Annotated in this window: 10 protein-coding genes, 1 tRNA gene and 4 pseudogenes; 6 read left to right on the top strand and 9 right to left on the bottom strand. The window is 31.0% G+C overall.

The genetic code is table 11. The annotated features are described in order from the left end of the window. Positions 1-13: 13 nt before the first annotated feature. The 3 genes and pseudogenes from MPTP_RS02210 to MPTP_RS02200 all read right to left on the bottom strand — a co-directional run bounded on the left by MPTP_RS02210 (position 14) and on the right by MPTP_RS02200 (position 3380). Positions 14-933: pseudogene (locus tag MPTP_RS02210) on the bottom strand (carbohydrate ABC transporter permease). A gap of 17 nt (positions 934-950) precedes the next feature. Then, positions 951-1895: pseudogene (locus tag MPTP_RS02205) on the bottom strand (ABC transporter permease). A 300-nt stretch (positions 1896-2195) separates the two neighbouring features. Beyond that, a complete protein-coding gene (locus tag MPTP_RS02200; RefSeq protein ID WP_013773410.1) occupies positions 2196-3380 on the bottom strand; it encodes an arabinan endo-1,5-alpha-L-arabinosidase in 1185 nt (394 codons plus the stop codon). 439 nt (positions 3381-3819) lie between these two features. On the opposite strand from MPTP_RS02200, the gene MPTP_RS02195 reads away from it, so the two are divergent. Beyond that, complete coding sequence (locus MPTP_RS02195; RefSeq protein ID WP_013773409.1) at positions 3820-4710, top strand: ArsR/SmtB family transcription factor; 891 nt, start codon at positions 3820-3822, stop codon at positions 4708-4710. Positions 4711-4954: 244 nt separating this feature from the next. Beyond that, positions 4955-5642 (top strand): annotated as a pseudogene (locus tag MPTP_RS02190) (GntR family transcriptional regulator). A gap of 400 nt (positions 5643-6042) precedes the next feature. Here the strand turns inward: MPTP_RS02190 and MPTP_RS02185 are convergent. The 4 genes and pseudogenes from MPTP_RS02185 to MPTP_RS02170 form a co-directional block, all read right to left on the bottom strand. Beyond that, positions 6043-6114: transfer RNA gene (locus MPTP_RS02185), tRNA-Glu, on the bottom strand. A gap of 188 nt (positions 6115-6302) precedes the next feature. Next, a complete protein-coding gene (locus MPTP_RS02180) occupies positions 6303-7790 on the bottom strand; it encodes a UxaA family hydrolase (protein WP_013773407.1) in 1488 nt (495 codons plus the stop codon). An 11-nt stretch (positions 7791-7801) separates the two neighbouring features. Further along, positions 7802-9207, bottom strand: a pseudogene (locus MPTP_RS02175) (tagaturonate reductase). An 80-nt stretch (positions 9208-9287) separates the two neighbouring features. Beyond that, the gene (locus MPTP_RS02170; RefSeq protein ID WP_013773404.1) at positions 9288-10289 is read right to left on the bottom strand and encodes a LacI family DNA-binding transcriptional regulator; all 1002 of its coding nucleotides are present in this window, start codon (positions 10287-10289) and stop codon (positions 9288-9290) included. 416 nt (positions 10290-10705) lie between these two features. Between MPTP_RS02170 and MPTP_RS02165 the strand changes: the two genes are divergently transcribed. The 4 genes from MPTP_RS02165 (at position 10706) to MPTP_RS02150 (ending at position 14069) form a co-directional block, all read left to right on the top strand. Next, on the top strand, positions 10706-10972 hold the full coding sequence (locus MPTP_RS02165; protein WP_013773403.1) for a hypothetical protein: 267 nt from the start codon (positions 10706-10708) through the stop codon (positions 10970-10972). Positions 10973-11131: 159 nt separating this feature from the next. After that, the gene (locus MPTP_RS02160; protein WP_013773402.1) at positions 11132-12466 is read left to right on the top strand and encodes an MFS transporter; all 1335 of its coding nucleotides are present in this window, start codon (positions 11132-11134) and stop codon (positions 12464-12466) included. Beyond that, positions 12453-12662 carry a hypothetical protein gene (locus tag MPTP_RS09870; protein ID WP_041363468.1) on the top strand — a complete coding sequence of 70 codons (210 nt, stop codon included), beginning with the start codon at positions 12453-12455 and terminating at the stop codon, positions 12660-12662. The genes MPTP_RS02160 and MPTP_RS09870 overlap by 14 nt, the downstream gene beginning before the upstream one ends. 78 nt (positions 12663-12740) lie before the next feature. Continuing rightward, positions 12741-14069, top strand: coding sequence for a glycoside hydrolase family 28 protein (locus tag MPTP_RS02150; protein ID WP_013773400.1), 1329 nt, complete (start codon positions 12741-12743; stop codon positions 14067-14069). Positions 14070-14533: 464 nt separating this feature from the next. Here the strand turns inward: MPTP_RS02150 and MPTP_RS02145 are convergent, their stop codons facing one another. Both MPTP_RS02145 and MPTP_RS09865 read right to left on the bottom strand, forming a co-directional pair. Further along, a complete protein-coding gene (locus MPTP_RS02145) occupies positions 14534-15910 on the bottom strand; it encodes a type 2 periplasmic-binding domain-containing protein (RefSeq protein ID WP_013773398.1) in 1377 nt (458 codons plus the stop codon). A gap of 283 nt (positions 15911-16193) precedes the next feature. Next, positions 16194-16343: a hypothetical protein gene (locus MPTP_RS09865; protein ID WP_231849655.1), complete on the bottom strand. Its 150-nt coding sequence runs from the start codon at positions 16341-16343 to the stop codon at positions 16194-16196. Positions 16344-16352 lie beyond the last annotated feature (9 nt).

The raw sequence follows: 16352 nt of genomic DNA, 5'->3' as shown, positions 1-16352 counted from the left end.
ATTCCTCCTAAAATTATTCTTTGACGCCACCTATAGTTAAGCCCTTAACAAAGTATTTTTGAAAAAATGGATAACTAACTGCAATAGGTAATACAGAAATAACTACAATGGCCATTCGGGCAGATTCATTTGGGATAGCGGCCATACCACCTGTTATTTGACTACCTGCACCAGCATTTTGTGTTAAATATTGAATATTATTTTGAATTTTAATCAATAAATACTGTAAGGGTACCAAACTATCTTTTTCGATATAAAGCAATGCATTAAACCAGTCATTCCAATAACCTAGAGCAGCAAATAAACTAATCGTGCAATGCCTGGAACAGCTAATGGTAAAACAATTTGAACAAAGATTCTAAGTTCAGAGGCACCATCGATTCGAGCCGATTCAATTATTGAATCTGAAACAGAACGTTTAAAAAAAGTTCGCATAACAATAATATTAAAAGGACTAACGGCCATAGGTAAAATCAATGCCCAGATCGTATCTTTTAATTGTAATAAGTTTGTTACAACTAAATAATTGGAAACCATTCCTAGTAAAAACAACATGGTGATTAAACAAAAAATGGTAAAAAAACGTCTAAATGGAAAATTGGAACGTGAAATAACATAAGCATATAAAAAAGTAACCGTACTATTAATCAGTGTACCTACCACGGTTACTAATATAGTAATAAATAAAGATTGAAAAATATTTATTTGCATTTGATCAAATAAATACGTATAACCAAAGAAACTAAAGCCTCTAGGCAGAAAACTATAACCATATGTCGCTAAATCTGCTTCACTACTAAATGAAATTGAAAGAACAAAAATAAGTGATAAAACACAAGAAATAGCAAAAATAGCCACCAAAAGATTAAAAAACAAATTGACTGGTCGATTAAATGAGCGAATTTGTACTTTCGTAACAGGAACCTTTTTCACAGTGTTTTCACCTTCCTTTAAAATAATGCTGAACCGCTATCAAAGTGACGAACAATGCCATTTGAAATAATCAACAATACAAACCCAACAACCGATTGATAAAGTCCTGCTGCAGCAGTCATACCAATATCACCTGTGGCTGTCAATCCATTATATATATAGGTATCCAATACAGCTGTTACTTGATGTAAAGATCCTGAATTTCTAGTCACATTGAAAAATAGTCCAAAATCCGCTCGAAAAATGTTTCCAACAGCTAAGATAGTCATAATTGACATTAATGGAACTAACTGAGGAAGTGTTACATTTTTAATTTGTTGCCATTTATTAGCACCATCAACCGTTGCAGCTTCATAATATGTAGGATCAATCCCCATTGCAGAAGCAAAATAGATAATGCTGTTGTAACCAATTCCTTTCCAAACACCAACAAATATCAAGATAAATGGCCAAAATTTTGGTTCATTGTACCAATTGATTGGTGTCCCATGATGTGCCGTAATCCATTGATTAAATACACCCTTATCTGGGCTTAAGAAAGCGTAAACAAAATAACTGATGATTACCCAAGACAAGAAATAAGGCAATAAGGACATCGTTTGATAAACTTTTACTAATTTTTTATTTCTTAATTCACTCATTACAATAGCGAAAAAAACAGAAATAAATAAGTTTAAAAGAATAAAAGCAACATTATAAAGAACTGTATTTTTAGTAATTAGAAAAGCTTCATTTGAGGAAAATAAAAACTTAAAATTATTCCAACCTACCCAGGGACTAGCTTTTAAACTAGCCATAAAACCATCAGGCGAAATATGAAAATCTTTAAACGCAACCACATTTGCTAATACTGGGATATAAAAGAAAAAGATCATCTAAACCATCCCAGGCAAAGCCATTAAAATAAGTGTCTTATAACGCCAAATATTTCGAAAGAAGGTGTTTTTTGTTGATCTTTCCATTATTCCTATCTCTCCTCCTTTCTTTTTTATTCTTAATTTAATTTTAACGCTTTCATTTTTGAATAAAAATAAACAAATTATAGGTAAAGCTATACAAAGTATAGGTTTACCTTATGGTAGATCTTTTAAAGATGACTTTGAAAAAGAAAATAGAACAATTAAAAATTTTATTATTTTTTTAATTTTCTAAATCTATTATTTTAAGACATTTCTTTTACAATCAAAAGAAATAAAATCATCTCATTCATTTGTATAATTTATCCAATATAGACATTTGATAAATTAAAATCACTCCGCTATCTATTTCATTTTTTTAGCGATAAAGGCTCGTCCATTCTTGTCCAATCCAGATAAATAAAGCGTTGGCTGATTCGTCTTCATTTCATAATAAGGGATGAATTCTTGATCATTTACTAAATAACTATGTTCCAATCTTGTTACTTTATTCAAATAAATTTCCCTAGAGAGAATTCGATCAGAATGATTTTCAAATTGAACGATTTCCCAATTGCCCATTAATTCTTCTTGTTTTGGTTGTCTAGCTACTTCACCAGCAAAGCAGCTAGCAGAAACGACCGGCCAGCCATTTTCTAACCAAAATAGACGACGTATATTCAATGCAAATTCTTCAGTAAAAGGTTTTTTACGGATATGATGAACCATAAAAAGTATACCATCATTTCTTTTGAAAATAGAATTATGTCCTGGAGCAAATACGGGTGCTTCCTGTCTAAATTGATAACTACCTAATAGCTTAACACCAATTTTTTCTGGCTGTTCAGTTAAATTTGTCATTTGATAGCCGTTCATGTCAACATAGGGTCCTGTAATCTCTTTGGAACGAGCCACCCGAATATTATAACTATTGCTCAGTGAATCAAATGAAACAAATAAATAATAATACTTGGTCTTTGGATTATAATAAATGAACGGTCCCTCAATCGCATTATCAACAATCTGCAAACGTTCAGCAATTTTTGTTCCATAGTCCTTTCTCATTAATTTTCCTGTTTTTAGATTAATTTGTGTAATATAAATACCACCAAAAAATGAACCATAAACCAGCCAAGGATTGCCCTTATGATCTAAACATATATTTGCATCAATTGCATTGTGGTTTGCTAGATCTTTATTCGTTTTGATAACTGTTCCTTGATCTTTCCAGGGACCTAGTGGATGAGGGGCGCTTGCTAGTCCGATCAATGAAGTCGTACTGCCAAAAGTAGATGCCGAATAATACATTCGATACTCCCCATTCATATAAATGATTTCAGGTGCCCATAATCCCTTAGCACCACTCCATTCTTTTGCCTGTTTTGGCACATCTTTCATTGCAGATTTTTCAAATTTCCAGTGAACTAGATCCACAGAAGTACGAATCGGTACGCCAGTTGTTGGTGGTTGTTGTGTATCTGTAGAAAATAAATAAAATTTTCCATTTTCTTCAATAATTGTTGGATCATGAACCCCATCAGTAGTAATCAAAAATTGTACTCTCCCTTTAGTTGAAAAATAGGTTGTTTATTAAAACATTTTTATTTTCATTTAAAATTGGTTAAAGTAAGTAGATAGAAAAAAGTAGTTAAAATGCTTATTTTTTAGATTTAGAATAGCTTGTTTATTTCAATAGAGCGCTATCATTAAGATTTATAGCAAATCTTCCTTGTTTTTGTAACAAAATTAGAAAAAGAAAAAAATTATTTTTGCATTTAATATAAATAATGATAATTACTAGAAAATATTCTATTTTAAGATAGCTTATAGTTATTATTGATCTCTAAATAGCATAAATTATATTTACATTAATAAAATTTATTTATACAAATTATAATTAATATAAATATTTTTAGCAAGTCTATTTATTAAAAATAATACTAATAAGATTAGTTATATGTTAATATATTTTTGAAAGGAAAGAATAGATATGCAGATAGAAATTAATAATGAATCTCTCGTTGTTTTTGAAGCGTTAGCAAGTAATGTACGTATTCAAATTATCCAATTGTTGGCCAAAAATAAATTGAACGTAAAGGAAATCGCTCAAGCATTAAATCTAAGCAGTGCTATTATTACCATGCACATTCGAAAATTGGAAGAAGCAAAAATTATTAAAACAGAAAAAATTGGACAAAAAAAAATTTCACGTCTTCAAGTTGATAAAATTCAGATTAACTTTCCAGAAAAAATATTTAATGCTTTTGATGTAAAAGAAACCTCAATTCCAATTGGTCATTATACAAATTACCGTGTTGAACCCACTTGTGGTCTAGCTACTTCGACAGATTTTATTGGTCTTGTTGATGAACCAAAATATTTTATGGATCCAAATCGAATGGATGCACGAATTATTTGGTTTGCCAAGGGTTTTGTTGAATATCAATCTCCCAATTTCTTATTACAAGATGAAAAACTTGAAATGATTGAAATCTCAATGGAAATTTCTTCTGAATTTCCTTTTGCCAATGACAATTGGCCTTCTGATATTACCTTTACACTAAACGGTATAGAGCTAGGTAGCTGGACAAGTCCAGGAGATTTTGCTGATATTCGAGGTAGATATACTCCTGATTGGTATCCAGATAACGTTAACCAGTATGGGTTGTTAAAAACACTTCGTATTATGAATCACGGCACCTATATTGATGGTGCACCGTTATCTTCTATTAAAATTTCAGATATTTCTAGTCATGAAGACATCTGGAACCTTAAAATACAAGTTAAAGAGACTGCTGAACATGTAGGAGGATGTACACTTTTTGGTAGAGGATTTGGTAATTATGACCAAGATATTAAAATTAAATTATTTTATAGTTAGCAAATAATAGAGACTATTTTTTATATATAAAGATCAAAACAAATGAGTTAATTTGTTTTGATCTTTATATTCATTTTTCATTCAATTAAACAATTTGCCAATAAATACAAATGATATACTTATTTAATGAAAAATATTATAATTAATTAAGCTCACTGAACCTAGGGATAACAAGTTTAGTATTAATAAATAGGTTTTAAAAGATAAACTTAAAATTACATGGATTAAGGAGAAAATGAATACTATGAATAATCTGCAAGCACAAGCCTACAAAATCATTAGAAAAAAAATTATTTATTCGGAACTTGAACCTGGACAAAAAATTTCAGAAAAAAATCTAACAGATATGTTGCAAATCGGACGTACACCAATCCGTGAGGCACTTCTTCAATTAAGACAACAAGAGTTAATTTATACAATTCCACAAAGTGGCACGTATGTATCGCCTATTGACTTAACTTCCGCTAGAAATGCTCGTTTTGTTCGAGAACAGTTAGAAAGAAAAATTATGATTGAATGTTGTACAAAGATAGATGATAAAGCAAAAAGTGTATTAGAACTTATTATTAATAGACAAGAAGAGGCAGCTGAACTCCAAGATAGAAAAGCTTTTTTCCAAGCAGATAACAAATTTCATGAAACTTGTTTTGGGATTGCTAACCGGAAAGAAATATGGAACTGGCTAGATGATTACAATATTCATCTCGAACGTTTTCGTTGGTTACGTGTAACAATCAATGGGCTAAAATGGTTTCCTATCATCGAACAACATCAACAATTGTTTAATGCACTCTCAGCAAAATATACAGATGAAGTTGATTTTTTTAACAGCTACCCACTTACACATGATGTTAGACGAACAAAAATTTATTGTTGAACGCTATCCAGATTATTTTAAACAATCACAGATTAATCAATCTTATGATGTATGATTAACAAGTCATTAAAATTTTATTTATGCTTATTTCTTACTATTCAGATATTTCGATAAAAATTTGAAAAGCTAGTTAACAACAAGTGATAAATGAATTATTCAATTGAACTTATATACAGTCATTCATGAAATAAATTTTCAGATAAATTTACCGATTAAATTATTATCTAGTTTTAGTATACTAAAATAATCGAATAATCTTTCTAAGATTTAAACAGCTGACATGATTTTTTCCTATCTAATTGTAAATTGCTGGGTATTGAATTGATCGTTGTACCTGTGTTATAAAACAACCGATAATTCTACCTACTTTCATATTAAAATTAATTGAATAAGATTAAAATAAAAGACTAAAAATACTGAGATATTCTTCAGAATTTTTAATCTTTTTTCTAGGATAACCTGTATCGGATTCGAACCGGTATCTCTGCGATGAGAACGCAGCGTCTTAACCATTTGACTAACAGGCTATATCTTCTCTTCTATTATACCATGCTTCATAAAAAATGCAATCTTCTTAAAAAGATAGTAAGTGATTTATTGTTTTCTTGTACTATCATTTAAACAAGTGCCTAGATTATCTATCATTCAATAATCAGTAATAAAAGTCTAGACACATGTTTAAATATTTTTTACGATGGATCCTTTTATTCCTATCTTATTCTGTAACTCCAGTTTTAAAAATAGTTAAATCTCTGATATTATTTTTTTCATTATTTGTTTGAGTTCCGCTAGCTATTTCTATAATATAATCAATAAATTCTTCCAGGACTTCTTCCATTGGTCGATCTAATAATTGGCCTGCATTAAAATCCATCCAGTGTTTTTTCTTTTCAAACAATTGGTTATTTGTCGCTACTTTAATCGTTGGCACATAATTACCAAAAGGAGTTCCTCTTCCTGTAGTAAATAAAATAATATGGCAATCCGCTGAAGCAAGAGCAGAGGTTGCAACTAAGTCATTTCCTGGCCCTTCTAAAAGATTTAAACCAGATGTCCGTAATTTTTCTCCATAAAGCAGGACATCATTGACTACTGAGGTACCAGATTTTTGTGTACAACCTAATGATTTATCTTCAAGTGTCGTAATGCCTCCAGCTTTATTGCCAGGTGAAGGATTTTCGTAGACTGGCTGATTAAACTGTAAAAAATAGTCTTTAAAATCATTAATTAAATGAACAATTTTGTTGAAAATTTCTTCATTTTTGGCTCTTCCCATCAATACAGTTTCTGCACCAAACATTTCAGGTACTTCTGTTAAAACTGTAGAACCACCTTGTGAAACTAAATAGTCAGAGAAGGCTCCTAATAATGGATTTGCTGTAATACCAGAAAATCCATCTGAGCCGCCACATTTTAAGCCAATGTTTAATTCACTAATAGGTATCGGCTCTCTTTTATCTTCTTTGGCTGCTTCTACTAATTGATCCAGTAAATCAAGTGCAGTATCTACTTCATCTATCACTTTCTGAGCCACCAAAAATTTTACTCGATCGTTATCAAACTCTCCTAATTGTTCTTTAAATTCATCAACAATGTTATTTTCACAGCCTAATCCAAATACTAAAACACCACCTGCATTTGGATGCTTGACTGCATCCATTAAAATCGTTCTAGTATTTTCAAAGTCATCGCCTAGTTGTGAACAACCGTAAGGATGAGATAAGATAGAAATATTACTGAATGGACCAAGATCAGGATATTTTTCTACAAATTGCTCTCTTACTATATTGGCGATACCGCTAATACAACCAACTGTTGGTACTATATATAAATCATTTCTTACACCAATCTGACTATTTTTTCGTCTGTAACCTTTAAATGTCCGATTTTCTTTTTGATATTTTTTAACGTTTAAATGTGGTGTATAGGTATATTTCAATTCTCCAGAAAGATTAGTCGCCATATTATGTGTATGTACCCAGTCAACTTGTTTAATTGATTTTGTTGTATGTCCAATTGGAAATCCGTATTTGATTACATTTGAACCTTCCACTATATCATGAAGAGCCAATTTATGACCTTGCTCAATTGCTTCATTTATAGTAATGGAAGTACCATCAATTTTAACAACTTCTCCCTTTGTTAATGGGTGCAAGGCTACCGCAACATCATCTGTTTCATGTAATTTAATTAAATCTTGCATTATTATCTCTCCTAGTTTAATTCTTGAATGATGGTACGTACTTCATTTTTACCTAAACGTTCAACATACAGTTGTACTTGTTCAGTTAACCCGGTTAACTGATTCAAATCTTCTCCCCAAAAATCTGCATTTCCTAAAATTGTTTTTACTGCTGTAGCTGGTGTTTCCCAAGCTTTTTTACAAAAATCAATGACTTCAGGATTGTCAATGGGTTGAATTCTTGTTCCTTGATAAATAAACAAATAACCGGCTAGAGAAGCAACTTCTCTTAGAGGTAATTTCTTCTCTTTTTCTAAATAAGATTTTAAAACAAGTAGTAAACGTGTTTTGAATTTTGAAATACTATTTAAAGAAATACTGCTTAATTCATGTTTTACAAATGGGTTCTTAAAGCGTTCTTGTACTTGTTCAGCATACTGAAGTAATTCTTCTTTTGGTAAATCTAATGCTGGAATAATTTCTTTTTTCATTAGGTGATCAACATAAACAGAGAAATCTTGATCTTTCATCACTTCACTGACTGTTTGAATTCCTGCTAATAAAGCTAGGGAAGTCATCGCCGTATGTGGTCCATTAAGTAAATGAACTTTCCTTTACGATAAGGCGTTTGATCGTCTGTGAAAATAACTTGCAGACCTATTTTATCAATTGGTAATTCAGCTGCTACTTCTTTTGGTCCTTCTATGACCCATAGTAAGAAAGGTTCAGCAACTATCATTGCATTGTCTTTATAACTAAATTCTTCCCAAAGTTTAGAAGCTCGTTCTTTTGGATAACCAGGAACAATACGATCAACCAAGCTACCACAAAAAATATTTTCAGTTAGAACCCATTGTTTAAATGCTTCACCCAATTGCCATAAATCAGCATATTTTAATACATACTCCTTTAAAACTAAACCATTTTTATCAATTAGTTCACATGGAATAATAATAAAACCTTTCTTTTTTAATGTGAATCTACGATAAAGTAATTGTGTTAATTTTGCTGGATAAGTCTTTTCTGCATCCTCAGTATTTTGATCTTTTTCATTAAATGCAATACCTGCTTCAGTCGTATTTGAAAAAATAAAACGATAATTATCATCTTCAGCCAAAGCTAGGTAGGCTTGATAATCTTGATAAGGATTTATGACTTCATGGATTGTTGTCATAATTTCATGTGAATTGACTACTTGGCCATTAAGCAAACCTTCTAAAATAACCGTATAATAATCATTCTGTTCATCTAACAATTCTTTTAATCCTTTACTTAGTGGTTGAATAACTGTTGCACTACCCTTAAATAGTTGATGATTATTTAACTGTTGTAATTGCCAATCCACAAAGGCACGTAAAAAGTTTCCTTCACCGAATTGAATAACTCTTGATGGATATTGGGTTAATTCTTTAAATGCTTCTTTTTTTAATTGTTTCATTTGTTTTTCTCTCCTTTAATTTTTATTTTTCATTTTAATGCACACGTTAACATTTTATCAAAAAGTGAAAAGTCTACTATTCAATTTAAACCTTTCACTGTTTCTCGAATAACTACTTGTGTTTCTAATTGAATCTGTTTTTGTTGATCAAAAGATTCGCCATTCATTAATTGAACAAGATACGACAATCCTAAACGGCTCATTTTATTAATTGGACGCTCAATCGTTGTCAAACTTGGATTCGTGTATTGAGAATAATGAATATTATCAAAACCAATCAAGGAAATCTCATCAGGAACCTTAATACCTTGCTCATAGCAAGCTTTTAATGCACCAATTGCCATATCGTCATTTGAACAGAAAACCAAGTCAGGGCGTTCCTTAAGTGACAAGATCTCTAACATTGCTTTTTTACCACTTTCAGTACTATAGTCACCAGTTTTAACCGTTTGTGTGCTTAATTTGGCATCTGTCTGGGAAAGAACATCAAAAAATCCTTGTCTTCTCTCAGAAGTTGACTTGAAATTAGGAATGCCCTCAATAAGTCCAAACTTTCTATGACCTGCCTGATAAGCCATTTGTAATGCTTTTTTTACTCCCTGCCTATCATCACCGATAATATTAATGATAGAATCATCCTCTACATGACGATTCAAAACAACCAATGGAATCTTCAAATTTTTTGCCTGATAAATAAAATCATCATCTTTATCGGATTGGCTTAAAACCAAGATACCATCAAATCGGTTACGTAAGGCTGTATCAATATTAGTAATATTTTCAATAGCACCTACAGATAAAAGATAATTTTCATCTAATCCTTCATAAATCACTTTCAAGGTATTTGCTAAAAAACTTGATGATGTTCCCGATTCAATACTAGAAAAAAATAATCCAACAGTATAGTTTTTATTGGTAACTAAACTTTTAGCATTCAAGTTGGGTACGTACTTCAAATCCTCAGCAATCTTCATGATTCTTTGTCTTGTTTGTGGCTTAATCTTAGCATTATTATTTAAAGCACGTGAAACAGTTGTATGAGATACGCCTGCTATTTTTGCAATATCTTTAATGGTAACCATTCGTTAGCCTCATTTCCTTCAGACGATTAAATTTTATGATAGTTATAAATAATTGTCAATGCATTTATCAAAAATGTTCACGTTAATTTTTTAATTTGATTTTTTTATGATTGTTTTTTATTTTCAGCAAACTTGAGTAAAAAATTAATTTTTACTTTAATATTTAAATTTTTTTGATTGATTAGAATCAATTAATAAAGCGCTTATCTTTACTATTTATTTTTTAAAATCTTATGCTATACTAATTTTAAACTTAAATGTTAACGTTAACAAAAATTTTACTCTTGGAAGAATTTTAAATAATGAAAGTAAAATTAAAAAAATGATCCCTTACACAGCTTTCCTATAGTCTAGAATGGTGGTAATACAATGACAATTAATGGTTTTTCTTTGATTGGAATCTATTTCTCTAGAAAATGAAATCAGATCAAGAATCACATAAAGTTATTATTAATAAGCTGACACGTATTCATCATGGTAGAAAAATGGCTGATATTTCACCTGAAGTTCAATCAACTTTAAAGACATTAACAGGTATTTTTTATGTCAAATGTTTTGGTAATAGTACGATGAGCTATCATAAAGATACAATGACCCATCTATATATAAGCAAAATAACTAAATTTAGTACTGATTATTTTCCAAATCAATTGATCAATTTTTCACTATATTTTAAACGATAAAAAAATTAAATTCTATTTATTTTATATATTATAAAAATAATTAAACATTAAATAGAATTATAGCGTTTATTTTTATATTTACATTTGTGAATAATATGTTATAATATTTTAAGAATCAAATTGTTAACGTTAACATCTATTTAGAAAGGATCTTAAACAATGAAATCAAACGCTAAAAAAATCACCCTCCTTACACAACTTTCCTATGGGGCAGGAAATCTTCTAGGTAGTGGCGCTTTAGCTATTAGTGGCGCCTGGCTCTTATATTTTTACACGACATTTTGTGGATTATCAATTTTTCAAGCCACAATAATTTTTTCTAGTTCAACCTATTTAGACGTCGTTATGAATCCACTTATGGGATTTATTACAGATAATTTTTATGCTACAAAGCTCGGCCGTAAATTTGGACGTAGACGGTTTTTCATTTTAATTGGTATTCCGCTAATGCTCATTTATCCTATGTTATGGGTTAAGAACATGAATTTTATTTATTATTTAAGTACATATATTTTATTTGAAATGACCTATACAGCAGTGATGATTCCATATGAAACTTTACCTATTGAAATGACAAATGATTTTACCCAACGAACAACAATAACTGGCTCAAAAGCGATGTTTGGAAAAGTAGCAAACTTTTTAGCTGCATCGATTCCAGGTGTTTTTATTAATATTTTTGGGAAAAATTCACCAACTCCTTTCTTTTATACAGGCGTTGTGTATGCTGCAATATTAGTTGTTGCCTTATCATTTTTATATTTTAATTCTTGGGAAAAACCTTATACAGAAGTTACGAGTGAAAAAACTCCAAATGTCTTTCAAAGTTTTAAAAAATTATTTGTTGATATCTTCTCCACTTTTAAAATTAAAACATTTCGCAATCATTTAGGCATGTATTTATTCAGCTCAGGAGCAGAATGGTTATTTACAGCTACATTTACTTACTTTATTGTCTTTGTTTTACAAAAACCGTCTACCTTTGTTTCTGAATTAAATTCAATGAATAGTATTTTACAACTGATTTCAACTGCCTTATTTATTGGCATTTGTGTAAAAAAAGGATTTACCAAACCTTTTATCTTAGCATTAATTGTAGTTATTACAGCAACTATGGGTTATATTAGTATTGCTATTTTCCATCTTCCTCATCTTACTTGGTTGGTAATCACCATTACGTTTATGTTTGGTTTAGGAACTGGCGGTGTTTATTATGTACCATGGACAGTCTATACTTTTTTAGCTGATGTGGATGAAATTGTAACCAATCGAAGAAGAGAAGGTGTTTATGCTGGTGCAATGACTATGTCAGGAAAATTGGTTCGTGCCTCTATTGTTTTTTTACTTGGTATTATACTATCCTTATTCGGCTTTAAAGATGGCACCTCAACACAACCGCTCTCAGCCCAACATGCCATTATTGGAGTATTATTCTTTGGAGTCTGTGGGTTTGCTCTTATTGCCCTTTTTCTCAAAACGTATGAAATTAGATAAAGATACTCATCAACTTGTTATTGATGAATTAGAACGTATTCATAATGGTGGTAAAGCTGAAGATATTCAGCCTGAGATAAAAGTTATTTTAGAAGAATTAACAGGCATACCTTATGAAAAATGTTTTGGAAACAATACTATTGGTTATCATGCAACAGAAAAAAATTCACCTATAGAACCACAACACATGGTCTAATTAAAATAGTATTTATCCACGATTTATTGATAATATTATGAGATAGGAATTATATTAAAAAATAAAAAGGAGTTTATGATGACCCAATCACTTATTTCATTACAAGATTTTTCACCAATTGCAGATGGTATTTCTCTGGATACAAAAGCATTTGAAGCAGCTATAAAGGTTGCTGAAAGACAAGGCGGTGGTCATATTGTTGCTCCTCCAGGTACTTATTTGACTGGTCCTATTCGTCTAATTAGTAATTTAGTTTTTGAAATTCAGGCAGGAGCAACGCTACTATTTACGGATGATGTTGAACAATTTCCTATAGTAGATTCACGTTTGGAAGGAGTTAAATCAAAAGCCTATATGCCGTGCATCTATGGAAAAAATTTAACCAATGTAATATTAACAGGTTCCGGAACATTAGATGGTCAAGGTACAAATTGGTGGAAGCTTCATAGGGAAACACCAGAAAAATTAGCTTATCCAAGACCCTATTTAATTGGCTTTGATTATTCAAGCCGAATCACTATTTCTGATTTAAATTTAACCATGTCACCTAGTTGGACGGTACATCCGATGGAATGTTATGATGTTACCATTCAAAATATTTCAATCTTAAATCCAGCAGATTCTCCGAATACAGATGGCATTGATCCAGAATCTTGCAAGAATCTTCGTATCCTAAACTGTAACATTGATGTTGGTGATGATTGTATTGCTATTAAATCAGGTACAGAGCAGACGACGACTTCTAAAAGTGCATGTGAGAATATTACCATTTCAAATTGTACAATGGTTCATGGACATGGTGCCGTTGTTTTAGGTAGTGAAATGAGCAGAAATATCCGAAATGTCACCATTTCTAATTGTGTATTTCAGCAAACCGATCGTGGTATTCGTATGAAAACCAGAAGAGGACGTGGCGGAGTTGTTGAAAATATTACCGTATCAACGATTGTCATGGAAGATGTCCTTTGTCCATTTGTTATTAATGCTTATTATTTTTGTGGCCCTAAAGGAAAAGAAAAATATGTGTGGGATAAAAATCCCTATCCCATTACAAAAGAAACACCTTGTTTCCGTTCGATTCACTTTTCTAATATCGTTGCTAAGAAGGTACGAGCAGCAGAGGGATTTATCTACGGATTACCAGAAATGCCCGTTCAGGATGTTTCTTTTACAAATATTCAAATTGAAATGGACAAAAATGGCTTACCCGGTGTTCCAGCCATGATGACTGGTATTGATAAAATGCAAGCTGCCGGTTTTTTCCTTGGTAATACCGAATTGGTTCAATTTCAACAAGTAATAGTTGAAAATATTAAGGGACCTGTGTTTAAGGAAGAAAACAACCAACTTCTTCTAAAATCAAATTGTTATCAAAAGACTGAAAAACAACTTATTCCATATAACTGAAAATAAGACATTGAATGCCTTCATAAAAACAAGGCATTCAATGTCTTATTTTTGTAAGAGTATAGCTATCTTACATGTTAATTTTTTACATTAAATTCATTCATGACTATTTTTTTGTTTTGAATTGTATTTTTGATAGGTTGTTCCAATACTTCCAATACTTCCAATACTTAGACGGTTAGTATTGAATAAGCTATCTTTCGTCTATATAAAATAAATCAGAGAGGAACCTAGAATATAGATAAGGTTTCCTCTCTAATTTATTTTATATCTAATGACTAAAATCTAAGTTTTTTAACAATCTTATTTTGATTTTATCATTATTTCTTATTTGCTTCTTTATAACTATCTGTAAACTCTTCGATAACTTTATCTCCACCATTATTTCGGAAATTTTTGATGGCTGTATCATAGTCTTTCATACTAATTTCACCCATCATGTATTTGTAATAAGCATCCGATATTCATTCAATTAATGTTGACCATTGGGTATTATAGGTCTCTGAGGTTAGCGATTGGGTAGGATCTAAAACCGCATATTTTTCATTTTCTTTGATTTTTTCATTTGCTAAATTGGAATAATGATCTGTTGTTTTATAATTTGCCACCAACTCAGAAGGCCTAGTACTTGAAAATGGCTGAACTTCTTGCTGCCATTTCGTTGTGTTGATTTGCTCATAGACATTGTCAGCTTTTTTCTTGTAATGTATTCCTTCTTCGCCTAATGTCATTAATTTATATGGCTTTTGATCCATCAAATCATTAATAAATTTTAAAACAACTTTCAAGTCTTTCTCGGTTTTTACATTTTGTTTTGAGATTGCCATCCAGCCGCCCATTCCATTATTTGTATCTGATAAAACACGACGTTTGCCTTTTTCATCTGTCAAGTCATTAACTAGTGCCCACTTCATTCCTGCTTGGTCGGTTCCTTTTGCTGCATTAACATAATTTTTGGCATCTGATAGAATGGTTAGAACAATTCCACCCTTTCCTTGAACAATATAATCTTTTTGATCATTTTTTGTCATCACCGAAAAATCTGAATTCATCCAACCTTTTTTATAAATGTTACGGAACCATCGCATTGCATCTTTGTATTCTGGCTGCATAAAGGAAGGCTCGATCTTATGTTTTTTTGTAACAGCAAACCAATTGCCTGCACCAAAATAACCACTTAAAGCGCGAAATCCTACATTAAATGATTCATTTCTTTCAACAAAACCAACTGTTTTATGTTTTTTACCATCTTTATTTGGGTCTACTTCTGTAAATGCTTGTGCCACTTTTTCTAGTTCTTTTGTTGTATGGGGAACTTTTAGTCCAAGATTATCTAACCAATCTTGTCTAATTAGAATGCCATAACGAGCAACTGGTTTTTGAAAGGGAACACCATAAATTTTTCCTTTAATTCGTGCTAAATTCAATCGATCTTTTGATATTTTTGCTAGATTTGGATAGTCTTTTAGATAGGGTTCTACATCCCAAAACATTCCAGAAGCTAACGCACTTCGGACAGTCGTATTTTTTATATCTGTTAAACTGACAATATCAGCTAAAGACTTTGAAGAAAGTGCCGCATTAATCCGTTCATTTTTTGAAGCATCTGGTACCCAACTAAAATCAATCTTTTTTTCCGTATATTTTTCCAATTTCTCTTGTATATCACCAGAAGGAGCAGTTGGTGTATGCAACATGGCCATCCAGGAAATGGTCTTTTTTTCTCCGCCAGCATTTGTACTTCCTTTTTTCTCACTACCACAACCAGCTAAAGCACCAATGGCACTAACCGTTACCAATAAACTAATTAGAGTTTTTTTGATTCTCTTATTATTTTTCAATTTTCCTCACTCACTTTCCATTTATTTGAATTGATATTTCTAAAGATATAAATAAAAATGAATCATCAGCATTCTTTCCCACTCTATAGATAATTCTGTAATGATTTGTATACTCAATATAAAAACTAATGATTCATTTTTTTGATTTATTTTTTGCCAAAAAGTTTTTTCAGTGAAAACCAATTCGTCATTGTAAGAACTACCGCCTCATAGTGTCTCTTATATTTTTGCTCAATAAATGACAGTATATCTCTTAAAACTAAGATAACATCTTCTCTTGTTTTTAATGTTGTTTACTTTGAGATGCCTTATAGCTATCGGTAAATTCTTGAATGATTATACTTCCCCCATTATCTAAGAAGTTTTTAATAGCTTCATCATAACCTTTCATATCCATTTCACCCATCATATATTTATAATAAGCATCAGACACTCCTTCAAT

Source organism: Melissococcus plutonius ATCC 35311 (genome assembly GCF_000270185.1).
Taxonomy (GTDB): domain Bacteria; phylum Bacillota; class Bacilli; order Lactobacillales; family Enterococcaceae; genus Melissococcus; species Melissococcus plutonius.
The sequence above is the reverse complement of the archived record's forward strand: the minus strand, read 5'-3'. Positions and strand labels throughout refer to the sequence as shown.

Coding starts and splice junctions, on each gene's coding strand:
- MPTP_RS02170 (WP_013773404.1), bottom strand. CDS start 10,289: ATGGTTACCATTAAAGATATTGCAAAAATAGCAGGCGTATCTCATACA.
- MPTP_RS02150 (WP_013773400.1), top strand. CDS start 12,741: ATGACCCAATCACTTATTTCATTACAAGATTTTTCACCAATTGCAGAT.
- MPTP_RS02165 (WP_013773403.1), top strand. CDS start 10,706: ATGAAATCAGATCAAGAATCACATAAAGTTATTATTAATAAGCTGACA.
- MPTP_RS09870 (WP_041363468.1), top strand. CDS start 12,453: ATGAAATTAGATAAAGATACTCATCAACTTGTTATTGATGAATTAGAA.
- MPTP_RS02160 (WP_013773402.1), top strand. CDS start 11,132: ATGAAATCAAACGCTAAAAAAATCACCCTCCTTACACAACTTTCCTAT.
- MPTP_RS02180 (WP_013773407.1), bottom strand. CDS start 7,790: ATGCAAGATTTAATTAAATTACATGAAACAGATGATGTTGCGGTAGCC.
- MPTP_RS02195 (WP_013773409.1), top strand. CDS start 3,820: ATGCAGATAGAAATTAATAATGAATCTCTCGTTGTTTTTGAAGCGTTA.